We start from the raw sequence: 22,942 nt of genomic DNA, 5'->3' as shown, positions 1-22,942 counted from the left end.
GAGGCTAGTGAGCCGCCGCCCGGGGCGCAAGGACCGGTTGAATGCCTCGCCACGGATGCTATGGTCCGCGGCGTTCCAACCTCGAAAAAGTCGTCGATGTCATCCCTAGCCAAGCCCGCTCCGCTCTCGGAGGAGGCCGAAATGGAGCTGCTGAAGGTCCAGCGCGTCAACCAGAGCTGGATCGTGCATGGGCAACTGAAGGACACCGCCGCGTCATGGATCACCCGCCTGCATGAGTCCGATCCGGAGCGACTGGAGAAATCCTGCTGGATGGCCCTTTTCCTGACGCACTACCGGAAGAACGTCCTGCGGGATCCTAAGCCACTCTTCTACGCGGGGCTTTTTGCTTTCGCCACCCGCGAGGAGATCGAGGCCTTCCTGGAGAAGCATCCGATGACGCGGGCGATCTCGCTTCTCGGATTTGGCGACACGTCCGGGCTGGATCGGTTGGGCGGTCACGCCAGCGATCTGGCGCTGGGGATTGCCGGTGAGATCCAGCAGATCCGGAATCACGCATAGATCGCATTCCTTGCCATGGCTCGTCTCGTTCCCTTGTTCGTCATCCTCTGCATCGCCGCGGCCTCAGCATGGGCCTGGCTGCGGAGTGTGGAGGAAACAAAGCAACAGCCGGCTCTTTCCCCGACTCCCGCGGAGCTGAAGGACGTCCCCTACACCACCGGCCCCGCCTCACCGGATGGCATCGGCAAATTCTTCCACGGTCGGGAGATCTCGAAGGTGATGGGCCACCCCGCCATCGGCTGGCTGGAGCGGACCGAGCGCGAGCAGGAAGAGGCACCGGCCAAGGCGATCGCCGCCATCGAACTCGCCCCGGACGCGGTGATCGCGGACATCGGTGCCGGCTCCGGCTACTATAGCTTTCGTATTTCGTCCAAGGTCCCGCAGGGCAAGGTCGTCGCCATCGACATCCAGCCGGAGATGCTCGATTTCCTGCGGGAAAAGTCGGAGGAACTGGGCGTGACCAACGTCGACCCCCACCTCGGGGAAATCGATGATCTCAAGCTGCCCGCCGCATCGCTGGATGCCGCGCTGATGGTGGATGCCTACCACGAGTTTTCCCACCCACGGGAAATGCTGGCTTCGCTCCGCCACGCATTGAAGCCCGGTGGAAGGATCTTTCTGGTGGAGTTCCGCGGGGAAGATCCGCTCGTGCCGATCAAGCCGCTGCACAAGATGACAGAGGCTCAGGCCAGGCTGGAATTCGAGAGCGCGGGATTCCGCTTCGCGGGAAACCTGCGGCCCTTGCCGTGGCAGCACCTGCTGGTCTTCGAGCGGCCATGATGGCTTTCGGGGTTGCCAGCGGCGGGGACTTCAGGACCATCTTCGCGCGTGCCGTTGCCCTCATTCCTGCGACCGAAGGACAGCTACATCACCTGCCGCGACCGCGATGATGGCGGTGGCGCGCAGATCTCCGCGCGGATTTCCGCGATGATCTGCGCAAAGCTGAAGGGCCTGACCTACGCCCACAGCCCGGTGGCCGACGTGGCCCATGTCCCAGCCGGGACAGGCCCTGTTGCATGGTCGCAGGCGTGGGAGGACTTCTTCAATCTGGGCGCTGGAGAAGTGACGGCCGCAGAGATCGAGCAGCGCGGCTATCCGCTCGTTGCAGTGCCGAAGCCGCACCGTTTCCTCGCCCGTTCGCGGCGACTGCATGTCGTCGCGCACTGCCACAAGCTCACCGACAAGCATCCCGAGGCGTGGGCGGAAATCGCTCCAGTGATCCGTGCGAAGTATTCCCTGTCCGCCAAGCCGGAGCTATCCGGCTACGATGATGGCAAGGTGCAGGTGGCCGTTCACATGCGGCGCGGCGACGTGGGCTCGACTGGCCGCTTCTCCGAACGCTTCACCGCTGACGATCTGGTGCTTGCCCGGCTGAAGCGGGTGCTGGCAGCCATCGGTCCGGACCGCGCCATGGTGCGGCTTTTTTCACAGGGTCAGCCGGAGGACTTCCGGGCCTTCACCGATCTCGGCGTGCGGCTTCACCTCGACGACGATGTTTTCGAAAGCTTCCACCACTTCGTCCGCAGTGATGTGCTCTTCGTGGCGAAGAGCACCTTCAGCTATCTCGGCGGGGTGATTGGCGGGAATGTCTGCCTCTACGAGCCCTTCCGCCACCCGCGCTTGCCGGGGTGGCTGGAAGCGGACTTCGAGGACGCCGCATTCCGCGCCGCCCTCGAGCGGCTCAGATCCCGCGCTTGAGATCCAGGTAGCGGCGCATTGCTGCGATCCGGTTTTCCACGCCGAGGCGCTGGAAGACGGCTTCGAGGTGCTTCTCCACTGTGCGCGGGCTGATGCCCAGGATGATGGCTGCCTCGGCACTCGTCTTTCCTTCCGCGATCCAGTCCATGATCTCGCGCTGGCGGCGAGTCAGAATGGTCACGGCCTCCTCGGCATTTGGGTCCTTTCCGGCGATGGGAATCATCAGGATGACCTCGCCGCTGAGTTTGGGCAGGGCATGGATCGTGGATGCACCAGCACCGAGATCCAAGGTGACATCGCGCCAGTCGGCGGTCACCGGATTGATCCATGCACCGTCCACGACCAGATCGATTTTCGAAGTCTGGTCCGGGGTGAGTTGGCGCACGGCTTCGTCAGGAAGCCAGTGGGATTCCGCAAAGGTCACCGCCGCGTGATTGAGCGGGCAGACCTCCGAGGACTGATTGAGAAAGAATATAGCCAAGGGTGCGCTGGCGCCGAAGACCCGCTGCCGGACCGCACGCTCGACATTGTAGGCTTCAAGCCGGTCGAGCACGCCGCGCACGGTGAGCAGGATCGCATCGAATCGCTCGCGGGCCTGCACGCTGAGTCCTTCCGTGGAAAAGTAGCAGGTCAGGTAGGCCTTCCTCCGCACACCCGCGACCAGCAGGCCGAACATCACATCGGCCGAGACCTTGTCGCCATACACCTGGCGCGTGAATTCGGCATTCCGATATTCCTCGGGCGAGACGTAGTCGCTCATCGCGAAGCCGAGGTCGCCGGGGTTGTTGAAGTCCACCCGGTTCATGATCGGGTGGCTGCCGATCAGGCGGTTCATCACCTCGGTTCGCTCCTGCACCAGCTTCTTCATCGGCCCGTGGCCGAAGACCGAGCAGACACCCGCGATCGGCGAGGTGCCGCTGATCACCGCTTCTTCGGTGCCGATGAGGCTCGGCAATTTCGCGACGAGAAGATCGACGACATCATCGAAATTCGTCGCCTTATAGATTGCCTGAGCCAGTTCGAAGTAGGAAGTTCCGAGCACGATTGAGAGAGTGAATGCCTGAGCAACGATACGTAGTCCTCCGTAAGTATCAACACGCATTGTTGAAAGAGGTGTAGTATGGCATTACATTCGCAAGTTCAGGGTTGACGCGAGCCGCATCACCCCCGAATCAAAAGCTTTCCCTGGGGGGGGAAAAGATGGCCCCGTCAGTCCTCGTGATTGGCGGGGCCATTCACTTTCAATCCCGGAGCTTTCCTGATGCTGGTCGCCTTCCACAAACCCTACGGGGTCCTGAGCCAATTCACGCCCGATCAACCCGGGCAGCGCACGCTCGCGGAGTTCGGATTTCCAAAAGGGATCTTTCCCATCGGGCGGCTCGATCAGGACTCGGAGGGCCTGATCCTGCTCGGAAACGAGCCGCGCCTCGTCGAGCGCTTCCTCGATCCACGCCACGGCCACCCGCGCACCTATCACGTGCAGGTGGAGGGCGATCCGGACGAGGCGGTCATGCGAAAGCTCGCGGCTGGCGGGATCGATCTGAAGGGTCACCGCACCCTGCCGTGCCAAGCCCGGTTGCTCCCTGATCCGGGCTATCCACCGCGTGATCCACCCGTACGCTTCCGCAAAAGCGTGCCGGACCGTTGGATCGAACTCGTGCTGACGGAAGGGAAAAACCGGCAGGTCCGCCGGATGACCGCAGCCGTCGGTTTCCCGACGCTGAGACTGATCCGCGCCAAGATCGGGCGACTCCCGCTCACCAGCGTGGAGCACGGAACATGGCGCGAATTGACGCCAGATGATCGACAGCTATTGAGCTAAAATCGATTGATTCAAAAGGACTTGCCGCCCCTTAGTAAATCTCACGGCAGGAACTCGACTCGCAACCGGAGCGGGCGATCGCCCTCAGGGATCGGCATGTCCAGCGGGGTCTCCACCGTGATCTCGGTGCACCCATCGTCCAGCTTGCGGCGGAAAATTTCGCCGGTGCCCTTCCACGGGCCACGGCCGTTCTTGCGGGCGATTTCGACGCGCTTGCCGTCCTCGCGGACGAGTTCGACCACGTAGCTGACGTCGCGCGGGATTTCCCGGGGCAGCACAAAGGTCATCACCGGCTCCGGCGGATCACCGAGGAAAGCCAGTGAAGGCAGCTTTTCCCATGCGTCCGGGTCGTTCGCCGGGGCGAGGTCAAAGGCGTATGCCATCAGATTCGTGATGCCGTCCGTATCCAGATCGGCATCCGGCTCGGCGAGAGGACCCATCAAGCCGTTCGCACCCGCCCACTCGAGGTAGTCGCCTTGCGCCGACGCCGCTGGGATGCCTGCCAGAAGGAGGCCACACGCGGCGACGACGGATTTGAAACGCATGAGATAAAAACGATAGCTTCCGGAAATCAGGCGTCCAGCCTGGATTCCGGAAGTTACGTATCTCACTCGTGATCGGCGAGGTAGCGCTCGGCTTCGAGCGCTGCGGCGCAGCCTTGGCCGGCAGCGGTCACGGCCTGGCGATAGTAGTGGTCCGCCACGTCGCCCGCGGCGAAAAGACCCTCGGTCTTCGTCGAGGTGCGTCCGGCATTCTGGATGATGTAGCCGTTCTCGTCCTTGTCCACCAGGTCGCCGAGGAAGGCGCTGTTCGGCACGTGGCCGATGGCGACGAAGACGCACTTCAGTTCCAGTTCGCTCTCCTCGCCGGTCACCAAGTTCTTCAGTGTGACGGCCCGGACTTCGCCGGCGTCGTCCGTGAGGTATTCGGTGACGGTGGAATTCCAGACCGGCTCGATCTTCGGATTTTCCAAGGCGCGGTCGGCCATGATCTTCGATGCGCGCAGTTCGTCGCGGCGGTGGATCAGGTAAACCTTGCTGGCAAAGCGCGTGAGGAAGGTGGCCTCCTCCGCGGCGCTGTCGCCACCACCGATGACGGCCACCGGCACATCGCGGTAGAAAGCACCGTCGCAGGTGGCGCAGGACGTGAGGCCGCGGCCGATCAGCGACTGCTCGTTCGGCAGACCCAGATGTTTCGGGGCCGCGCCGGTGGCGATGATCACCGTCTTCGAGTGGTGCTCGCCTGCGGAAGTTTTCACGGTGAAGGAGCCGTCGGCATTCTTTGCCACGCTCTCGACGTTCGCATATTCGATGCGTGCTCCGAATTTCTCGGCTTGCTTCTGCATGTTCATCATCAGCTCAGGGCCCATGATTCCCTCGGGGAATCCGGGGAAATTCTCCACCTCGGTGGTGGTCGTGAGCTGGCCCCCGGGCTGGGTGCCGGTGAGCATGAGGGGGGTGAGATTCGCGCGGCCGGTGTAGATGGCGGCAGTGTATCCGGCGCAGCCGGTGCCGATGATGATGACGTTTTCCATGGTCCTGATTCGGGGCCGCGGAGTATTCGGGGCGGAAAGTCCCGGCGTCAACTGCGGGAACCCGGGAATCGTCCCCGGCCCGGCATCACTGGATACCCCGGCGTTCCTTCTGCTGCTGGATCCATACCCGGTCGCCCGCCGAGAGGCTCTTTTCATTGGTCCGGACCCGCTGGCCATCCGGCTCGACGAGGATCATCTTCCCGTCGCGGTAGGCGCTCAGCTTGGCGAAGATCACCTTCCCGCTGTCATTCGACCAGTCCCGGTAGCCCTTCTTCGCCAGGGATTCCTTCCATGATTCCTGCCGTTCCTTGGCGAGCGCGACCGCCTGCTTGAGCTGACCCCAGATGAAGTCCTCCTGACCGGAGCGGTAGCCCTTGTAGCGTCCGATGACCTCTCCAGAGGGTGCGAGGACGTGCAGGGACGGGTAGCCGCTCGCCTTGTACTTCTTCTTCAGATCGCGGGAGTGCAGGACCTTCGCGGTAGTGTCGTCGATGTTCTTCCCTTTCACCGACTGGTCCACCACCAGGCGGACGGTGTTCTCGGAGGCCCAGGCTTCGAACTCAGGACGCGCCAGGAGTTTCTCGCTCAGGCTCGAGCAGGCGGTGCTCCGGACGCTGTCGGTGAACCAGATCAGCAGCGGCTTGCCGGAGCGCTTCGACTCGCGGAGTGCCTCGCTCTCGCTATCCCACCACGGACCCTTCTGCTTCGGCGCGGTCAGCAGGGTGTCCAGCACCGGCAACGGCGCGTCCGCATCGTCGGGGTCGGTCCACACCAATGTGTCGGGGTCGTGGGTCGCCAAGGCCCTTGCTGCTTCGTCGGAAACATTCCCGCCCGGCTTCACCGCCGTGCCGTCCTGATTGCCGCGTAACTGTGGCGGGACGCCCGTGGGACCGAAGGGACTGCCCACCATCTCCGGCTTGCCTTGCTTCTCGCCGATGAGGCCGCAACCGGGCAGGAGAAGGAAAGCCGACAGGACGGGAAAGGCACGGGACCAACGCATGCGCGTCACCGTAGAGGGTCTTTGAATCGGATGCAATGCGTCCGGTTTCCCTTGCGGCGGGAATCTCCCCGAGGAAAATCCCCCGCCCCGACCCGCCTCCTCCGTCATGAAAGCCCTCCTTTTCCTCATCGCCTTCCTTTTCGCGCTGGCGATGCCCGACTCTGCCCAAGCCGCGGCGGGGCATGAAATGGAGACTCCCGAGTTTGTCACGATGATGGCGGAGTTCCCGGCGAAGGAAGCTGCGCGGGGAATCGAAGGCATCGGGGCAAAGCTCGCCTTTCGCGCGAAGGAGCAGCCGTTCCTGATCGTTGCCACAGTCATCTTCGTCCTGGCCATCCTACAAACCTTCGTTGCGATCCCGATCACGAAGCTGGCCCACAAGGCCCAGCACGAACACGAGGAAAGATCCTCCGGGCAGCCCGGCGAAACGGTCAGCTTCAAGGCGACGATGCTTCACTTCCTCGGCGAGGTTGAGGCGATCTTCGGCATCTGGGTCATCGTTCTGCTGGGTGCGATGCTGTGGTTCTACGACCTCGGAACGGTGACCAGCTACATGAGCGGGGTGAATTTCACCGAACCGCTCTTCGTGGTGATCATCATGGCGCTCGCCTCGACGCGCCCGGTGCTGCGGTTCGCCGAGGGTTGCCTGCGGTTCTTCGCTCGCTTCGGAAAGGAGAGCCCGGCGGCATGGTGGCTATCCATCATGATCATCGGCCCCATCCTCGGCTCCTTCATCACCGAGCCGGGCGCCATGACCATCGCCGCGATGCTGCTGGCGAAGAAATTCTACAAGCTGAAGCCCTCGCCGCGCTTCGCCTACGCGACGCTCGGCTTGCTTTTCGTGAATGTCTCGGTGGGCGGCGTGCTGACGAATTTCGCAGCTCCACCGGTGCTAATGGTGGCCACCAAATGGGGCCTGACCACGATGGAGATGCTGATGCACTACGGCGACAAGGCGGTCGTTGCCATCGTGATCTCCACCTTGCTCTACTTCGCATTTTTCAGGAACGAACTCGCCGAAATGGCCTTGCGAGCGGGCGATCATGATGGCGATGGCAAGGGCGACCTGATCGAGAAGGATAGCTCTGTCCCGCTTTTCGTGACACTGACTCATCTGGGCTTCATGGCATTCACGGTGGCCTTCGCCCACTACCCCCCACTCTTTATCGGTGGCTTTCTAGTCTTCCTCGCCTTCTCGCAGGCAACAGCACATCACCAATCGCCGGTGGTACTGCGCGGACCGATTCTTGTCGGCTTTTTCCTCGCCGGCCTGGTGGTCCATGGAGGGCTGCAGGGGTGGTGGCTGGCTCCGATCATCACGAGTTTGAGCGAATGGCCACTATTCATCGGTGCGACCATTCTCACATCCTTCAATGACAACGCGGCGATCACCTTCCTTGCGAGCCAGGTGGACGGACTCGGCCCGCAACTGAAATACGCCGTGCTCGCCGGTGCCGTGACCGGTGGCGGCCTCACCGTCATCGCGAATGCTCCGAACCCCGCGGGACAGGCCCTGCTTTCCCGGTTCTTCGGCGACGGAGTTTCGCCCGCGAAACTGGCCACCGCCGCTTTGGTCCCCACGTTCATCGTCGCCTGCTGCATGATGCTGCTGCCTGACCGGGGCATCGATGAAATGTTCGCCCTGCCACCTCAGGAAGCCGCCGCGGAATCCCCTGCCAACTGACCACTCTCATGTTTACCGGACTCGTAGAAGCCATCGGCCGCGTCCGCTCGTTCGAGCGCCGCGGTGAACAAGCCCGCCTTTCGCTGGAAATCCCATTCGCCGCCGAACTCGAAATGGGCGAGTCCGTCGCGGTGAATGGATGCTGCCTGACCGTCGCGGACATCGATCAAGGTGGCGCGAGCTTCGACCTGCTCGGCCAGACGCTCGCGATCACCTCGCTGGGCGACCTGACGGACGGAGCCATCGTCAATCTTGAGCGCGCCCTGCGTGCAGGCGACCGCTTCGGAGGGCACTTCGTCCAAGGCCACGTCGATTCGACCGGCAGCGTGCTCGCGCTTGAGGAACGCGGTCAGGATCACATCTTCGACGTCTCCCTGCCGCCGGAAATCGCGAAGTTGTGCATCAACAAGGGATCGCTGTGCGTGGACGGGATTTCCCTGACTATCGCGGAACTCGGCGAGGATCGCGCGCGTTTCTGGATCACGCCGCACACCTTCGCGGTGACGCATTTGCCGGGGCTAAAAGTGGGAGCCCGGGTGAATCTGGAAGCCGACCTGCTCGCAAAGCATGTGGCGAAGCTGATGGCGGGGATGAGCCGCTAGGTGGGGCTTGGTGCTGTGAAATGGTGGACAACGAAACTTGCGAAATTGGCGAAAAGGAAGAGGCCTGTTTCGTGTCCTTTGTGGGCTGGCAGCTTCGAGGGATTGCTCGGGCCGGTCTAATGACCGGCGCTCCCGGGAGAAAGTTCAGAAGTCATCCATCAGGTCCTGCTTCACTCGTCGCCGCTCGGCGCGGTGCTGGATCTGGCGCTTCTGTTTCGGAGTGAGTTCTTCTTCTCGGTCGCGCCATGAGCGACCGCTGTCGCCGGCCATGATGCAGCCAAGCGGACGGATCTCCGCGATGATCTCCGCAAGGCCGAACTCGCCGATCTGCGCCCGCACCTGGGCGGCGTTCTTGTAAGCAAGCGGAGTCTCGCTGAGGTCGGGCTTGCCGCAGTACCACCGGACGTCGATGTCCTTCGTGCTGCGCTCGATCGCATGCCGTCGCGATGCCTGGTCGGGGAACTTCTTCCGCATGGCCGTGCGGGAGAGATTCCGGCCTGCACCATGGGGCGCGAAGGACAGGAACTCGTCGCGGTCGCCGCCCAGCACCAGCAGGATGGGCTCGGCCATGTTCAGCGGGATCAGCCCGAGCTGCGGGCGTCCCTGCTCATCCTTCCACGCGGGCGTCGCGCCCTTGCCATGGTAGAAGGTGTCGCCGCGCTGCCAGACGAAGTTGTGCTCGTTCCCGATCTCCGCGACCGACGCGCTGCCGATGCGTTCCAGGAACCGCTGGTGGATGGCGCGGTGGTTCGCCTTCGTCCAGCGCGCGACGTATTGCAGCGCATGCCAGTAGTCTCGTCCGGTGTCGGAATTCGCATCGATCCACGCCGCTGCGGGCGGGATGTGCTGGGCGGTCCGGGCGACGTGTTTTTCCGCGGCGATCTGCCCGCGCTTGAAGACGTGCGCCCCGAGGCTCCGCGAGCCGTGGTGCGTCACCAGCACCCGATAGCGGCGCGGGGTGAAGCGGTCGGCAAGGTCGCCGTGGCCGGTGAGGCGAAGCATCGCGAGGAACGGCTCATCGACATCCACCTCGCCGAGATAAGCGAAGTGATTGCCGTCGCCCTGATCCGCGATCTGCGTGCGGGCTCGGTCCCGCAGGCCGGTCAGGAAGCGGTTCTGCCACACGTTCTCGTCATTGACCGGATCGCGGACGAGGTCATCGAGATGGCGATGCTCCGGGCCGAAGCGGGTGGACGACATCAGCGCGTCCAGCTCCTTCGCCACGCTACTGCGTTCATCGTAGAAGGTGGCGAACATCGAGCAGCAGATGTCAGCGGAGTGTGCGGAGGGAATGATCGCATTCTCCACCGCGATCGCCCCGCCGACCGGAATGACGGCCTGCTCCTTTCCCGAAGGACAAGCGTCCGGGAGGATCACCCCGCGGGCGATGACCGGGGTCTTGAGAAGCTGGTGCATCTGCCGCTTCACCGCCTCGACGTTCTCCTTTTCCTCCTTCGTCTCGGGCACGATCGCCTGGGCGAGCGGCGCGGGATTCTCACGCATCACGCCCTTCGGCGGTGGAGGAGCGACATCGCGCTTCAGCAGCTTGAGGGCATACTTCGGATCCGCGATGCCGCGGGATTCGTATTCCGCCACCTTGTCGAGCAGCGCTTTCATCTGGAGTCCCGGCTCATAGCCGGCGTCGATCAGGTCCTGGGAGCAGAGTAGTTTCATACGAGAGAGAAGGTTTTGAGATTGTCGCGCCACTGTGCGGCAGTGACGCCGTAGCAGACGCGGTCATGGCGGATGCCATTGCGTGACGCGCCAAGCGGCTCCACGCCCTGGTAGAGCAGCCCGGCCTTTTGCATCACGCGGCCGGAGGCGGGATTGTGGGCGAAGTGATAGGCGTGCAGCGCAGGGAGACGGCGTGCATTGAAGGCGTGCCGGATCACCCGGTGCACCGCCTCCGTCGCGTAGCCCCGCCCCCAATGAGGAACCCCGATCCAGTAGCCGAGCGAGGACTCCTCGCCGCGATCGATCAAGCCGACCACGCCGACGAATTCACCGCTGTCCCGGAGCAGGATGGAGAAGTCCACACCCCTGCCCTCGCGCAGCGTGACCTCCGAGCGGCGGATCCACTCGAGTGCCCCGCCGGCGGGATAGGGATGCGGGATCAGCGCCGTGGTCTCCGCGATGCGGCGGTCGCTGACATGATGCTGGATGGCCGTCTCATCCTCCGGCACAGGTGGTCGCAGGATGAGACGGTTCGTTTTGAGAATGGGTCCGTTCATGGCGTGGATGCGAATTGGGTGGCCCGCCATTCGTCGGCGGTGATGTGGCGGACGATGCCCGGCACCATCCCCTGGCCGTCGCGGGCCGGGAGGTCCTCGGGGGTGGCGTGGATCAGGCCCGCCTTTTCCATCACCTTCCCCGAGGCCGGATTCTCGATGACATGGCACGCCTCGATTTTCTGGAGTCCGACGACCTCGAAGCCATACCGCAGCATCTCCCGCAGCGCCTCGGTCGCAAAGCCACGTCCCCAGACGGCGGGGCTGAGCCAGTAGCCGACGCTGCAGACCCCGGGCGCTTCCGTGGCCTTCAGCCCGATCGCGCCGGCGAATGCCATGCCCGTCCGGGTGAAAATCGCCAGCCCGCCATGTCCATGACTCTCCCAGTCCTCCTTCGCCTTCGCGATCCACGCGAGGGCGTCGCGTTGCAGGTAGGGGTGCGGCATCAGGGTCATCTCCGCGATCCACGGATCATTCGCCACCGCGACGATGGCGCCGATGTCTTCCGCGGCGGGCGGCTTCAGGATCAGTCTGTCGGTCTCAAATTTCACAAGAATACGTCTGGTTGTTTCAACAATGGAGGGCTTCCCACTCGTCCGCAAAGAGTCCGTGGTTCACCCGGTCCTGGATGATGCCCTCGCGGCGGAATCCGCCCTCGACGAGGCTTTCGAATTTCAGGCCCGCCTTGCGCAGCACGCGCTCGGCGGCGGGATTCCCTGTCGGGATGCCGGTGGTGATGTAGAGCAGGCCCCGCTCCCCGAAGGCATCGCGGAGGATGCCGCGGAGGGCCTCGGTCGCATAGCCGCGCCGCCAATACGGGACGCCGATCCAGAGCCCGGCCTCCGCACTCACGCGGTCCGGGCGAGTCTCCAGGTGGACGGCCCCGATCATGCCGGCGTCCTCCTTGCGGGCGATGACGAATGTACGACGTGTGCCGTAGTTCGCGCGTGCCAGCCATTCGTTGGCGTCGGCTTCACGGAGCGGATGCGGGATGCCCGTGGTCTTCAGTGCGACACGCGGGTCCCCGGCGAGGCGGAGGTAGGTTTCCAGATCACCGCGGTTCGGTGCGCGGAGTTGCAGGCGTTCGGTTTCGATGACGTGGGCTGCTACAGTATTGAGAGTCTTCATGATTTTGAAAGTTGGGTGGGGTGGAAAGGAGCGCGCGGCTTCAGTTTCCGCGCAGTTCGAGCCAGGCGAACCGCGCCGCGAAGGCGAGCGCCAGGGAGGCGAGGATGAGGGTGGCGACGTCCATGGTGGTGAGGGGTCGGATGGATGAATCGATGGATGGGAAAGGGGTGAAGGAACTTTCGTCCCCTCACCCCCATCGCTACTTCTTGAGGAAGTCCAACCAGTGGCCGGCCGTGCCGAGTGCCAGAGGTTGGGCAATTCCTCCCGGGGCCTTTTCGATGGCCTGGAGGAACTTGAGCTGGAGCAATGCCGGATGGGCCTCGAAGACCCGCGCCGCATTCGCAAGCGTCCGGATGGCGGCGGCTTCCGCGCGGGCCTTTTCCAAGACCACGAGCGACTGCTGCCGGGCGGTGAGCGCTTCGGTGAAGACCTTCCGGAGATCACCGGCGATGATGATGTCCTTCACGTGGATGCCATCGAGCGCGAGGCCGAGGTCTTCCGCGTGGGATTTCACCCGGACGACGAGGGCGGCCGAGAGGTCGGTCTTGCGATCAATGATGGCTTCCAGGTCCTGGCTGCCGATCACGTCGCGCAAGGCGATCTGGGCCGCATGGTAGAGCGAGCCCAGCGGATTTTCCGCCACGCCCGAGAAAGCCACCGGATCGGCGATGTGGTATTCGACCACGGCGCTGACCTTCAGTCCGGCCTTGTCGGCGGTGAGGAACTCCTGACCGGCGACCTGGAGATCCGATCGACGGATGTCGAAGCGTTTCACCTCGTAACCCGTGCCAAGAAACCAGTGACGACCGGCAGCGAGCGTCCTGACGAGCTTGCCATGCTGGAAGAGCAAGGCGGCCTCGTGCTGACGGACGACCACGGTGGTCACCCAGACATTCCAAGCGATCAACGCGACGCAAGCGGTCACGAAGAGCGAGACGATGATGATGGGATTCATGGAGGAAATTTTCTGTTAGATTGGGTGGGTCCATTCTCAAGCCCCGCTCCGCCGGTTCCGGACGGGAAGGTCTGCATCGTCCCGCATCATGAGCGGAGTCGGGACGGGAGGCAGCCCTCGCAGGGTCCGGTCCCGGTTGCCTCGCGAGCGGGGCTGGAGCGGGAGCTTCAGTGTTGTTTGGAGCAATCGAGCTTCAATCGATCGTGCGACCACGGGCGCTTGCCCATGGCTGGTGCGGCCTGGCGGACCGATGTGCGGGACCATTCCGGGAAGACCCTTCATGGCCGCGTGGTCTGTTACTCCGCGAGTGGCAGGAAGTGATCCCAGTCAGGGATGTTCCAGAGGTTGCGGATCCGCTGCGTGACGGGCACGGCGCGCGGGATACGAGGTTGGGATAGCAGGCGCAGGCCCGCTTCGGAGGGCGTCCGTGCGCCCTTTCGGCTGTTGATCGCCTTGTCGGAAAGGACGCAGTTCCCCCAATCGTCGGTCCCGCCCCGGGACCGTGGCAGGACGTGGTCGATATTCGCTTCCGCCGGGGTGAGCTTCCGGCCGGTGTACTGGCACCGTCCGCCGTCCCTCTCCCACAGTGCACGGAAGCCGAATTTCGGCCGGTGCATCGGCACCCGGTCGAAGCGACTGAGCACGATGACCGTGGGAATGAGCACCGGGCCGCGAGGCGTGCCGATGCCCGCATGCCCCTCCGCCACCGGCAATCCCCGCCAGTCCGCCCAGTCAAAGGGCTGCATGGAATCGCCTTCAATGCGCAGGGCGCGGGCGGTTCCGGAGGCGAGGTGGCCGAAGGCTTCGACGGGTGTGACGGTGTCGATGGCCTGCCAGAAGCGGTTCAATACCAGGACGGTCGAGCGATGGATGTCGGGGAAGGTCATGGTCGATTGGGAGAGGAGTTTGAGGACGGCCGGGACCCATCATCCTCCACCCGGATTTCCAGCGTGGATCGCCAGAAAAAAGACAACAATTCACCAACGAACCAAGATATGCCTTTTCCAAGCAAACGTGCACCTGCACGGGCTGGAAAGTCGGCTTCCGGACCGGAAAAGAAAGTTGCCGTCGGGCAGGACGGAGGGGTTCAGAGGAACCGCGCTAGTCGGGACACGAGGTCGAGGTGGTCAAATCGGGAAAATGGTAGGGATTAAAATCGGGGGCGTGATGCCGGGAAACAAAAAGCCCCGCTTCCAATGGAAGCAGGGCGGCGGAAAATCCTAGGATTTAGGCGGCTTGTCAGGCCGAGAGCGGCCTGTTCCTGCTTCGAGTGGGTGCCGGATAATCGGCGAAGGTCATTCCTTGAATCGTCAGCGTATTCAGACCTGACATCGCGGAACCGAGGACCCGGCGCCAAGCGGAGGAGACCTCTGAAACGAGGGCCTCGCGGCTTTCGGGTTTGGATCGGTGGCGAAGCATCGGCGTGGAATGAAGTTGCAGGTAGATATGCATCTCACACCGACCGGTCAATGCGGATTTTCAGAAAAGTTCATCTTTTCGCATCTATCCCCTGCCGATCGGACGATGATTCCGGCGATCATGCAGAATGACACCCTTCGCTTGTCCCTTGCGTGGACTGCTCATGTGGCTAAGCTCGCAGGACTTCGCCACATGAATGCTACCCCCTCCGCGACCGACTACGACGTTGTGATCTTTGGCGGAGCATTCTCCGGATCGGCGCTGGCGCTCCTGCTGAAGCGAGCCCGCCCGGAAACGCGGGTGCTGATCGTGGAGAAATCCGAGGCCTTTGACCGGAAGGTCGGCGAGTCGACCTCGGAAGTCGCCGGATGCTTCATCACGCGGGTGCTGGGGCTGACGCATTACCTCTCCTGCGAGCACTTCCAGAAGCACGGGCTGCGCATGTGGTTCACCACGCCGGAGAACGACTGCCCGAATTCCTGCTCCGAGATCGGGCCGAATTCGCAGGCGCGCTTTCCCACCTACCAGCTCGACCGCTCGAAGCTGGACGAGCACATGCTGGAGCAGGCGCAGAAGGAGGGCTGTGAACTCCTGCGGCCCGCTTCGATCAAATCCTTCGAGCTGGCTGGAGCCGGCAAGAATTCCGTGGTGGTGAAACACAACGGCGAGACCCGGACCATCACCGCCGGATGGGTGGCCGACTGCTCGGGCAAGGCAGCGCTGGTCGCCCGCCAGCGCGGGCTGTGGCGGAAGCTGGAGGATCACCCGGTCCACTCGATGTGGGTGCGTTTTTCCAATGTGCTCACTCTGGATTCCCATGAGGCCCGGACCAAGGCCGAGTGCCTGAAAGGCGGCCCGTCCGTGGGTCGTGCCAGCGCGACGAATCACCTGATGGGCCATGGCTGGTGGTCGTGGATCATCCCGCTTTCGAATGGCGACTTCTCCGCGGGCGTGACGTGGGACGAACGGATTTTCACCCCGCCATCCGCGGGTCCCATCGGTGATCGAGTAAAGCAGCACCTGGTGGCGCACCCGATCGGCAAGCTGATGTTTGCCGATGCAGTCCCGGCGGAGAATGACTCCCGGATCTACAAGCACCTCCCCTACTACTCGACCGAGGTGTGCGGGGACGGTTGGGTGCTCGCAGGGGATGCGGCGGGTTTCATGGATCCTCTATATTCGCAGGGTCTCGACTACTGCGCGCACGCAACCTACTGTGCCCACAAGATCATCCTGAAGGGCCTGCGCGGTGAGTGCGTGAAGATGGCGCTGGCCACCCACAACGAGATCTACCCGCAGTCCTACCAGCGCTGGTACCACGGCCTCTACCGGAACAAATACCAGTATCTCGGCGATGCGGACCTGATGCACGCCGCCTTCCTCATGGACATCGCGGCCTACTTCATCGGCCCGGTCCGTGCGGTCTATGCCGATGCCGACCGCGAATACTCCACGATGCCCTACAACGGCACCGGCGGGGCGATTTTCGCGAGGCTGATGCGATTCTACAACAGGCGCCTGGAGACGATCGCCCGCAAGCGCCTGATGGCCGGGACCTACGGAAAGAACAACCTGAAGCACCGTCATCTGATCCGCATGCCCTTCGAGCCGAACATGAAGGCCGTGAGGCACCTGCTGGGCGGCATGAAGTTGTGGATGAAGATGGAGGCGGAGACAATGTTCATCCGGCCGGTGGCGGCCCTGCCCGATCCGATGGAAAAGGTCACATCGCCAAGGGTGGCCGAGGCGTCCTGAGCAGGGTGTCCATCGCTGGAATCGAGCGATTTAGCCTGATTTCCTGCCCTTTCTAAAAGAGAGGAACGAGGACGCACGGGCGGATTTCACCGGCAGATTCCGCGCTTTCCGGACTTTGCTGTTGGAACATCCGGCCGGAATTTTCATCGCGCCTTCACGGTAAATTCCGATACACCATCAAGCATACGCATCGTTAGACCGATCTTATCCCATGGAATACGCCTCCGAAACCGAAGTGACCAATGCCGGAAAGCACGTGCGCTCGCTCTCTGCGGCGCTGAACCAGGTGCTCTACGGTCAGGAGGAACTCATCGATCTGGTGCTCACCGGCGTGCTGGCGCGAGGCCACATCCTGCTGGAAGGCCTGCCGGGTCTCGGAAAGACGGAGCTGGTGAAGGGCCTTTCGAAGACCCTGCGCCTCGGCACGAAGCGCGTGCAGTTCACGCCGGACCTGCTGCCGGGCGACATCACGGGCAACCCGGTGCTGCAGGAGACGGACGGACGCCGTGCCTTCGTCTTCCAGCCGGGACCGCTCTTCACGAACATCGTGCTCGCGGACGAAATCAACCGCGCGTCGCCGAAGACGCAGTCCGCTCTGCTCGAGGCGATGCAGGAGCGCCGCGTGACCGTGCTCGGTGAGACGCACGATCTCCCCCGCCCTTTCTTCGTCCTCGCCACGCAGAACCCGATCGAGCTGGAAGGCACCTACCCGCTGCCGGAGGCTCAGCTCGACCGCTTCCTTTTCAAGCTCGAGGTCACCCGGAACAACGTCAGCACGCTGGAGCGGATCGTGACGCAGCGCGAACTCGGCACCGAGCCGGTGGTCGAGGCGATCATGGATGCCTCAACGCTGGATGAGGTGCTAAACCTTGTCCGCCGCATTTACCTGCCGGACGTGGTGGCAAACTACATCGCCCGGCTCGTGGATGGCACGCATCCGGGACAGAGCTCTGCCGCGCGAGGCATCCGCTACGGTGCCAGCCCGCGTGCGGCGCTCTCTCTGGCATCCGCGGCGAAGGCCCGCGCGCTGATGAACGAGCGGCCTCACGCTTCCTTCGAGGATGTCCGCTTTGTCGCTCCCGCCGTCCTCCGCCACCGCATCGTGCTGGAGTACAATGCCCGCGTGGAAGGCCTGACGAACAACGACATCGTCCGCGCGCTGATCGAGGAAATCCCCTTCCAAGGCGGTGCCACGCCGAAGACGCTCAAGACCGCGTGAGACGCGCGAGATTCCATTTTTCCAGCCGATCCCAAGTTCCCTAGCAGCCGGAACTCCCCATCCACCTGTTCCCCTCCATGCGCTTCCGCCTTCTTCTCCTACTCGCCTCCCTCGTCGCTCCGCTGGGAGCACAGGAGGTGCTCTTCAATCACATACCCGATCCGAAGACGAAGACGCGGGTCGAGGCGGTGGCGTTGTTCAATCGCCCGGCACCCGGCGGATTCCTGCCCGTGCGCCTGACCGTGAACAACACGTCCGAGCAACAAGGCAGCATCACGATCTCCACGGAATCGTCCGACGCCAGCTACAGCGGGCAAGGGAGTGAACTCACCTCGTCCTTCAATCTGACGATCCCCGAGAAGCGCACCAGCGTTCATGACATCCTGGTGCCGTGCACCACGCTGCTGAACTACCGCTACGGCGGGAACATGAATGTGAGCGTGCGCATGTCCGGCTCCTTCGGCGCAGCGTCCGGCAGCCTGCGGACAGGCTATCGCGACGACCAGCCGGCGATCCTCCTGAGCGAGCCGCTCTATACGCCGAATGCCTCCGCTCTCGACAGCCAGATGACCAGCCGAGGCGGCAGGCACTATGGTGGCTCCGAGACCTTCGCCGGGAAATTCGATGCCCGCTCCCTGCCGGAAGATTGGCGTGCCTATTCTGGATATGACGGCATCGCCATGACCGACACCGATTGGGGCAATGCCACACCGGGTGCGCGAACGGCGATCCTGCGATGGAATCGCCTTGGCGGAGAACTCCTGATCTACACGCTGTCTGCCACCTCGGATCTGGCGACGCTTGGAGTTGCACCGGATGGCGGCAAGGGCTTGCGGAGTGCTGATCGTAGCTTTGGCCGGGTGTCGCTCGTGCCTGCCACCGTCTCAAGCGGGAAGGTGACGCTGGATCCAGCAGAGACGATCGAGCTTTTTCACGACAAGGCCCGGATGACCTCGCAAAATGCGTCCATCCGGAGCGACTTCAGCGGACACTGGATCACCAAGAGCGAGTTCGGCGAGCAGCGCTACAATTACGGACTTTTCATCGTGATCCTTGTCGGCTTCGGCGTGCTCGTCGGCCCGGTGAACCTCTTCGTCTTCGCGAAGTCCGGACGCCGCCACCGGCTCTTCATCACCACGCCTCTCATCGCGCTCGGCACCAGCGTGCTGCTCATCGCCCTGATCATCCTCATCGACGGCTTCGGTGGCCGCGGCATGCGCACGGTGCTGATGGAGGTGCGCCCGGATGACGGGGAAAATTCCGCCTACATCCTGCAGGAGCAAGTCAGCCGTACCGGCGTGCTGCTCGGCGGTGGCTTCACCCTGAACGAACCCGCCGTCATCACCAGCGTCCCTCTCGCCTCCGGCCAGTGGTCGCGCCTGACCAACGTGAATGAAGGCGGCGGCATGCGCTACGAGGAGAAATTCACCGACGGCAAGCTGGAGGTGGAGGGCGACTGGTTCCAGAGCCGCTCCGAGCAAGGACACTTCGTGAAAGCGATCGTCCCCACACGTGGACGCATCGAGGCCCGCAGCGAGAGCGGCGCTCCATCCTTCCTGTCCACCTTCGATTTCGAAATCGAGAAGCTCTACTACTTGGACAACTCGAACGGATGGTGGAAGGCCGAGAAGGTCGTCCCGGGCAAGGGATTCACCTGCACAACCGCATCTCCGGAAGAAGTATTGGCCTTCGCAAACGAAGCGTCCCTCAAGCTCGCCGAGCGCAGCCGCCGCGTGCTGACGATCCAAAAGGATGTCGCATCCCTGCACAACCGCCCCGGTCATTTCATCGCCGTCACCGAAAGCGCCCCGGCCATCGAAACGCTCAAGGGCATCGATTGGACCAGAACGCGCACGTTCATCACCGGTCCGGTTTTCAAACCCTGAGGCTGCTGGCACTTCTTACTTGGCACTTCCTTCCATGTCCGACACCGCCCCTGCGATCAGCGTCAACAACCTCTACCGTTACTTCGGGCAACTGAAGGCGGTGAATGGCATTTCCTTCGAAATTCCCCATGGCTCCGTCTGCGGATTCGTCGGGGCGAATGGCGCCGGCAAGACGACAACCATGCGCATCCTCGCTTCTCTCGACTACCCGACTATGGGGACCGCCGAGATCTGCGGGATCAATGTGGTCCACCATCCGGACGAAGTCCGGAAGTTGATCGGCTGGATGCCGGATCATTTCGGCAACTACGAGCACATGACCGTGGTCGAGTACCTCGACTTCTACGCACGCGCCTTCGGCTACAAGGACAAGGAGCGCAAGACGCGGGTGCAAGAGGTGATGGAATTCACGGACCTGGTGCCGCTCGCCGACCGCTTCTCTAACAAGCTCTCGAAGGGCATGACCCAGCGCCTCTGCCTCGGTCGCGCACTGCTGCACGATCCTCAGGTGCTCATCATGGACGAGCCTGCCGCGGGTCTCGACCCCAAGGCCCGCGTCGAATTGAAGCACCTCATCCGGGTGCTCGCACAGGAGGGCAAGACCATCTTCATCTCCTCCCACATCCTCTCGGAGCTGGGCGAGATGTGCGACTCGCTGCTCTTCGTGAATGGCGGCCGCATCGTTCACCACGGCGACTCCGAGTCGCTGAAACACGGCACGGACTCGAAGGGCGGCATGCTCTACGACGTGCAGGTCATCGGCGACCCGCAGGCGGTCTCCGACTGGTGCGTGGTGAATCCCCATGTGGAGTTCCTTGAGAGCCGCAAGGCCGGCGGACGAATCCGCATCGAGTCCGGCGAGGCCGAGCGCGCGGCAGAGATCCTCGCCCGCATGATCAAGGACGGCCTGAAGGTGACGGAATTCCACAAGGAACAGCGCAATCTGGAGGACGCCTTCATCGACATGCTCGGCCGCATCGACCGCGGCGAGGGAGCGCTGCCGTCCGCGCCGAAGTCCGAGATCCCCGCCTTCACGCCTCCCGAACCATCGAACAACTGATGAGTGCTGCCGCCCCCGCCGTCACGCCACCTCCCGTGTCGGGCAAGCTCGATGAATTCAGCGACAAGCTCTCGCCCATGCTGGTGAAGGAGCTTCGCCAGGGACTCCGGGCAAAGACCTTCGTCATCCTCTTCCTCGCCCTCCAGGGCCTGCTGGCCGTGGTGATGCTCGCGGCCGTTGGCGCGAGCTCCGATGGCGACGCAGGCATGAGCGTCAGCAAGGTGATCTTCTTTTTCTTCTCGCTGGCCGCGCTCGTCGCCCAACCGCTGCGAGGGGTCGGCTCGCTGCACAATGAGATCAAGGGAAACACCATCGACCTGATGGTGCTCACCCGCCTCGGCTCATGGCGCATCGTGCTTGGCAAGTGGGTGGCCATCGTCAGCCAGACGGCGCTGCTGCTCACGGCGATCATCCCCTACCTGATTCTCCGCTACTTCTTCGGGCGCATGGATCTCTTCGCCGAGCTCCTGCTGCTGGCACTCATCTTCGCGGGCTCTGCGATTTTCACCGCCGTAACGGTCGGACTCTCCGCCATCGGCTCCGTGCTTGTCCGCGGACTGCTGCCGCTGGCCGCGGCGATCTACGTCGGTGCTGGCATCATGGGCATCACCTTCGGCAATGACCTCGATGATGTGATCGAGATCTGCTCCTTGCAGCGCGATGGCTCCGGCTGGGGCGTGCTGACGTTCCTGCTGGTGGGTGGCTATCTGGGATGGATGGCCCTGGCGCTGGGCGCCTCGATGATCGCGCCCATGGCGGAGAATCACAGCACCTCGCGCAGGCTCATTGCCCTTGGCATGTTGCCTCTCCTCGTCCTGTTCGCCTGGGCGGGCGACTTCTCCCGGGAACCGCTGGCAGTGGTGCTCATGCTGGTGGCCGTGCCCGCGATCGTGATTGCCCTGACCGAGCCGCTTCAATTGCTACCGCCGATCTGCCGTCCTTTCCTGAAGTTCGGCGGACTTGGAAAGCTCGCGGGACGCTTCCTCTACCCGGGTTGGCCGTCCGGCGTGCTTTTCACAGGCCTCTTCATCGCGGGTGTGCTCGGTGTGTTCTTCTCCAGACCGGGTGGCTTCGGCGGGCACATGGGTGGTTTTGACATCGTCGGGACCATCATTCTGATGACCTGCCTCGGCACCCTGCTGCTCCCGGCCTTGATCATGCGGGCATTCGTTCGCCAGGCGAAAAATCCACTCGGCGTTTATATCCTCGTCGGGGTCATCCTCTGCGTCATCGCCATCGCCCTCGGCATGATCATGTCGGAGACGAAGAACGACGAGTATGTCTGGCTTTTCTCATGGGTGCCGCCGGTGCAGATGAACCTGATCGATCACCTCCAGAGTATTCATTACAATTCCATGGGCAGCGCTGGCTTCTCAGGCAGCGGATCACCGGACTTCCAGCCCGTGCTGCTCACCGGCATCGTCACCTCCTCAGTGTATTTCGTGCTGCTGCTGATGCTCGCGCTGCGGAATTTCTCCACCATCCGTGAGGTCGAGCAAGAGGCCGAGAACTACGCCGCCACCACCAAGCCATGACGACCGAGGAACTCACCCGCTGTCATGCCCGCGCGCTCGCCGCGGCAGGACGACTGCGGCTGCCGTTGCGTTCGCGCGTCTGGAAGGGCCAGGCCGGGGAATTCCAGGGCGCGGGCGTGGGCTCGTCGCTCGATTTCCAAGACCACCGCACCTACGTGCCGGGCGATGATCCGCGCCACATCAACTGGCAGGCCTACGCGCGGACCGGCCAATACACGATGAAGCTCTACCGCGAGGAAGTGCGCCCCGTGGTGGATGTCCTGCTGGATGCCTCGGAGTCGATGTTCTTCGACCCTCAGAAGGCGGAGCGCGTCGCGGAGCTATTCTGCTTCGTCGTCGAGTCCGCCCGCCGCTCCGGTGCGAGTACCGCGGTTTTTCTCGTTCGTGGAGATGCCATGCGACCGGTCGCACCGGAGAGCATCGCCACGCATCGCTGGCTGGACGAGGCCCGGGCAATGAAGTCCTCCGATGCCTCCCTCCCGCCAGACCTCTCTCGCATCCCTTTCCATGGCAATGCCATCCGCGTGCTGGTGTCCGACCTGCTTTTCCCCGGCGATCCCGAGCACGCGGTGCGAATGCTGGCCGCCCGCCAAGGCAGCCCGATCTTCCTCGTTCCCTTCCTGCAGAGCGAGGCCGCGCCGGATTGGGCGGGCAACTACGAGTTCGTCGATGCCGAGCGGAAATCACGCCACCCGCACCGCATCGAGCCCTCCGTGCTGAAACGTTACAAGGAGAGCTACACGAACCACTTCACCATGTGGAAAACCGCCTGCCGCCGCCACCAATGCCGCATGGCGCGCATTGCCTGCGAACCGGACCTCCAGACCGCCCTCTTCGCCGAGGCACTGCCGAGCGGTGCGCTGGAAACGGCAATGTGACGCCCCCATTTTTCTAACAG

22 protein-coding genes are annotated in these 22,942 nt (G+C 63.3%); 12 read left to right on the top strand and 10 right to left on the bottom strand.

The window, feature by feature from the left end; genetic code table 11:
- Nucleotides 1-96 precede the first annotated feature (96 nt).
- Genes OKA04_RS01225 through OKA04_RS01215 form a run of 3 tightly spaced genes read left to right on the top strand, consistent with a single transcriptional unit; the run spans nt 97 to nt 2,217 of the window.
- Entirely contained in the window at nt 97-519 is a 423-nt protein-coding gene (locus OKA04_RS01225) for a hypothetical protein (protein WP_264499293.1), read from the top strand.
- A 15-nt stretch (nt 520-534) separates the two neighbouring features.
- A complete protein-coding gene (locus OKA04_RS01220) occupies nt 535-1,299 on the top strand; it encodes a class I SAM-dependent methyltransferase (protein WP_264499292.1) in 765 nt (254 codons plus the stop codon).
- 48 nt (nt 1,300-1,347) lie between these two features.
- Complete coding sequence (locus OKA04_RS01215; protein ID WP_264499291.1) at nt 1,348-2,217, top strand: hypothetical protein; 870 nt, start codon at nt 1,348-1,350, stop codon at nt 2,215-2,217.
- Here the strand turns inward: OKA04_RS01215 and OKA04_RS01210 are convergent.
- Nucleotides 2,201-3,259, bottom strand: a complete 1,059-nt coding sequence (locus tag OKA04_RS01210) for a response regulator transcription factor (protein WP_264499290.1) — start codon at nt 3,257-3,259, stop codon at nt 2,201-2,203. The two genes, OKA04_RS01215 and OKA04_RS01210, sit on opposite strands and share 17 nt — an antisense overlap.
- Nucleotides 3,260-3,478: 219 nt before the next feature.
- Between OKA04_RS01210 and OKA04_RS01205 the strand changes: the two genes are divergently transcribed.
- On the top strand, nt 3,479-4,039 hold the full coding sequence (locus tag OKA04_RS01205) for a pseudouridine synthase (RefSeq protein ID WP_264499289.1): 561 nt from the start codon (nt 3,479-3,481) through the stop codon (nt 4,037-4,039).
- Between the two features lie 41 nt (nt 4,040-4,080).
- On the opposite strand, the gene OKA04_RS01200 is transcribed toward OKA04_RS01205, so the two are convergent.
- The 3 genes from OKA04_RS01200 to OKA04_RS01190 all read right to left on the bottom strand — a co-directional run bounded on the left by OKA04_RS01200 (nt 4,081) and on the right by OKA04_RS01190 (nt 6,573).
- Entirely contained in the window at nt 4,081-4,584 is a 504-nt protein-coding gene (locus OKA04_RS01200) for a hypothetical protein (protein WP_264499288.1), read from the bottom strand.
- A 62-nt stretch (nt 4,585-4,646) separates the two neighbouring features.
- Nucleotides 4,647-5,573 (bottom strand): thioredoxin-disulfide reductase, encoded by a 927-nt coding sequence (trxB, locus tag OKA04_RS01195; RefSeq protein WP_264499287.1) that lies wholly within the window; start codon nt 5,571-5,573, stop codon nt 4,647-4,649.
- 85 nt (nt 5,574-5,658) lie between these two features.
- A complete protein-coding gene (locus tag OKA04_RS01190) occupies nt 5,659-6,573 on the bottom strand; it encodes a thioredoxin fold domain-containing protein (protein ID WP_264499286.1) in 915 nt (304 codons plus the stop codon).
- Nucleotides 6,574-6,679: 106 nt separating this feature from the next.
- On the opposite strand from OKA04_RS01190, the gene OKA04_RS01185 reads away from it, so the two are divergent.
- Together OKA04_RS01185 and OKA04_RS01180 are read left to right on the top strand one after the other, a co-directional pair.
- On the top strand, nt 6,680-8,257 hold the full coding sequence (locus OKA04_RS01185) for a putative Na+/H+ antiporter (protein ID WP_264499285.1): 1,578 nt from the start codon (nt 6,680-6,682) through the stop codon (nt 8,255-8,257).
- An 8-nt stretch (nt 8,258-8,265) separates the two neighbouring features.
- Nucleotides 8,266-8,859, top strand: a complete 594-nt coding sequence (locus OKA04_RS01180; protein WP_264499284.1) for a riboflavin synthase — start codon at nt 8,266-8,268, stop codon at nt 8,857-8,859.
- A 144-nt stretch (nt 8,860-9,003) separates the two neighbouring features.
- Here the strand turns inward: OKA04_RS01180 and OKA04_RS01175 are convergent, their stop codons facing one another.
- The 6 genes from OKA04_RS01175 to OKA04_RS01150 form a co-directional block, all read right to left on the bottom strand.
- Entirely contained in the window at nt 9,004-10,533 is a 1,530-nt protein-coding gene (locus OKA04_RS01175) for an RtcB family protein (protein ID WP_264499283.1), read from the bottom strand.
- Complete coding sequence (locus tag OKA04_RS01170; RefSeq protein WP_264499282.1) at nt 10,530-11,090, bottom strand: GNAT family N-acetyltransferase; 561 nt, start codon at nt 11,088-11,090, stop codon at nt 10,530-10,532. The genes OKA04_RS01175 and OKA04_RS01170 overlap by 4 nt, the downstream gene beginning before the upstream one ends.
- The gene (locus OKA04_RS01165; RefSeq protein WP_264499281.1) at nt 11,087-11,638 is read right to left on the bottom strand and encodes a GNAT family N-acetyltransferase; all 552 of its coding nucleotides are present in this window, start codon (nt 11,636-11,638) and stop codon (nt 11,087-11,089) included. Before OKA04_RS01165 ends, OKA04_RS01170 begins: the two co-directional genes overlap by 4 nt.
- Before the next feature lie 19 nt (nt 11,639-11,657).
- Nucleotides 11,658-12,215 carry a GNAT family N-acetyltransferase gene (locus OKA04_RS01160; protein ID WP_264499280.1) on the bottom strand — a complete coding sequence of 186 codons (558 nt, stop codon included), beginning with the start codon at nt 12,213-12,215 and terminating at the stop codon, nt 11,658-11,660.
- 199 nt (nt 12,216-12,414) lie between these two features.
- Nucleotides 12,415-13,170: a slipin family protein gene (locus OKA04_RS01155; protein WP_264499279.1), complete on the bottom strand. Its 756-nt coding sequence runs from the start codon at nt 13,168-13,170 to the stop codon at nt 12,415-12,417.
- 296 nt (nt 13,171-13,466) lie between these two features.
- Nucleotides 13,467-14,057, bottom strand: coding sequence for an HNH endonuclease (locus tag OKA04_RS01150; protein ID WP_264499278.1), 591 nt, complete (start codon nt 14,055-14,057; stop codon nt 13,467-13,469).
- 724 nt (nt 14,058-14,781) lie between these two features.
- Here OKA04_RS01150 and OKA04_RS01145 point away from each other — a divergent pair.
- From OKA04_RS01145 to OKA04_RS01120, 6 genes are all read left to right on the top strand, one after another.
- The gene (locus OKA04_RS01145) at nt 14,782-16,344 is read left to right on the top strand and encodes an NAD(P)/FAD-dependent oxidoreductase (protein WP_264499277.1); all 1,563 of its coding nucleotides are present in this window, start codon (nt 14,782-14,784) and stop codon (nt 16,342-16,344) included.
- 211 nt (nt 16,345-16,555) lie between these two features.
- The gene (locus OKA04_RS01140) at nt 16,556-17,563 is read left to right on the top strand and encodes an AAA family ATPase (protein WP_264499276.1); all 1,008 of its coding nucleotides are present in this window, start codon (nt 16,556-16,558) and stop codon (nt 17,561-17,563) included.
- Between the two features lie 77 nt (nt 17,564-17,640).
- Entirely contained in the window at nt 17,641-19,449 is a 1,809-nt protein-coding gene (locus OKA04_RS01135) for a hypothetical protein (RefSeq protein ID WP_264499275.1), read from the top strand.
- A 34-nt stretch (nt 19,450-19,483) separates the two neighbouring features.
- Nucleotides 19,484-20,509, top strand: a complete 1,026-nt coding sequence (locus OKA04_RS01130; RefSeq protein WP_264499274.1) for an ABC transporter ATP-binding protein — start codon at nt 19,484-19,486, stop codon at nt 20,507-20,509.
- Nucleotides 20,509-22,044 carry an ABC transporter permease gene (locus tag OKA04_RS01125; protein WP_264499273.1) on the top strand — a complete coding sequence of 512 codons (1,536 nt, stop codon included), beginning with the start codon at nt 20,509-20,511 and terminating at the stop codon, nt 22,042-22,044. The genes OKA04_RS01130 and OKA04_RS01125 overlap by 1 nt, the downstream gene beginning before the upstream one ends.
- Nucleotides 22,041-22,922, top strand: a complete 882-nt coding sequence (locus OKA04_RS01120; RefSeq protein WP_264499272.1) for a DUF58 domain-containing protein — start codon at nt 22,041-22,043, stop codon at nt 22,920-22,922. The genes OKA04_RS01125 and OKA04_RS01120 overlap by 4 nt, the downstream gene beginning before the upstream one ends.
- The last annotated feature ends 20 nt before the right edge of the window (nt 22,923-22,942 follow it).

The sequence above is a fragment of the Luteolibacter flavescens genome, assembly GCF_025950085.1.
Taxonomy (GTDB): Bacteria; Verrucomicrobiota; Verrucomicrobiia; order Verrucomicrobiales; family Akkermansiaceae; genus Haloferula; species Haloferula flavescens.
This window is presented reverse-complemented; position numbering and strand designations above follow the sequence as displayed.

Excerpts from the sequence above, each read along its gene's own strand:
- OKA04_RS01205 (WP_264499289.1), top strand. The coding sequence starts at position 3,479 with ATGCTGGTCGCCTTCCACAAACCCTACGGGGTCCTGAGCCAATTCACG.
- OKA04_RS01160 (WP_264499280.1), bottom strand. The coding sequence starts at position 12,215 with ATGAAGACTCTCAATACTGTAGCAGCCCACGTCATCGAAACCGAACGC.
- OKA04_RS01200 (WP_264499288.1), bottom strand. The coding sequence starts at position 4,584 with ATGCGTTTCAAATCCGTCGTCGCCGCGTGTGGCCTCCTTCTGGCAGGC.
- OKA04_RS01150 (WP_264499278.1), bottom strand. The coding sequence starts at position 14,057 with ATGACCTTCCCCGACATCCATCGCTCGACCGTCCTGGTATTGAACCGC.
- OKA04_RS01220 (WP_264499292.1), top strand. The coding sequence starts at position 535 with ATGGCTCGTCTCGTTCCCTTGTTCGTCATCCTCTGCATCGCCGCGGCC.
- OKA04_RS01190 (WP_264499286.1), bottom strand. The coding sequence starts at position 6,573 with ATGCGTTGGTCCCGTGCCTTTCCCGTCCTGTCGGCTTTCCTTCTCCTG.
- OKA04_RS01175 (WP_264499283.1), bottom strand. The coding sequence starts at position 10,533 with ATGAAACTACTCTGCTCCCAGGACCTGATCGACGCCGGCTATGAGCCG.
- OKA04_RS01125 (WP_264499273.1), top strand. The coding sequence starts at position 20,509 with ATGAGTGCTGCCGCCCCCGCCGTCACGCCACCTCCCGTGTCGGGCAAG.
- OKA04_RS01170 (WP_264499282.1), bottom strand. The coding sequence starts at position 11,090 with ATGAACGGACCCATTCTCAAAACGAACCGTCTCATCCTGCGACCACCT.
- OKA04_RS01155 (WP_264499279.1), bottom strand. The coding sequence starts at position 13,170 with ATGAATCCCATCATCATCGTCTCGCTCTTCGTGACCGCTTGCGTCGCG.
- OKA04_RS01145 (WP_264499277.1), top strand. The coding sequence starts at position 14,782 with ATGAATGCTACCCCCTCCGCGACCGACTACGACGTTGTGATCTTTGGC.
- trxB (WP_264499287.1), bottom strand. The coding sequence starts at position 5,573 with ATGGAAAACGTCATCATCATCGGCACCGGCTGCGCCGGATACACTGCC.
- OKA04_RS01180 (WP_264499284.1), top strand. The coding sequence starts at position 8,266 with ATGTTTACCGGACTCGTAGAAGCCATCGGCCGCGTCCGCTCGTTCGAG.
- OKA04_RS01120 (WP_264499272.1), top strand. The coding sequence starts at position 22,041 with ATGACGACCGAGGAACTCACCCGCTGTCATGCCCGCGCGCTCGCCGCG.
- OKA04_RS01225 (WP_264499293.1), top strand. The coding sequence starts at position 97 with ATGTCATCCCTAGCCAAGCCCGCTCCGCTCTCGGAGGAGGCCGAAATG.
- OKA04_RS01130 (WP_264499274.1), top strand. The coding sequence starts at position 19,484 with ATGTCCGACACCGCCCCTGCGATCAGCGTCAACAACCTCTACCGTTAC.
- OKA04_RS01185 (WP_264499285.1), top strand. The coding sequence starts at position 6,680 with ATGAAAGCCCTCCTTTTCCTCATCGCCTTCCTTTTCGCGCTGGCGATG.
- OKA04_RS01140 (WP_264499276.1), top strand. The coding sequence starts at position 16,556 with ATGGAATACGCCTCCGAAACCGAAGTGACCAATGCCGGAAAGCACGTG.
- OKA04_RS01135 (WP_264499275.1), top strand. The coding sequence starts at position 17,641 with ATGCGCTTCCGCCTTCTTCTCCTACTCGCCTCCCTCGTCGCTCCGCTG.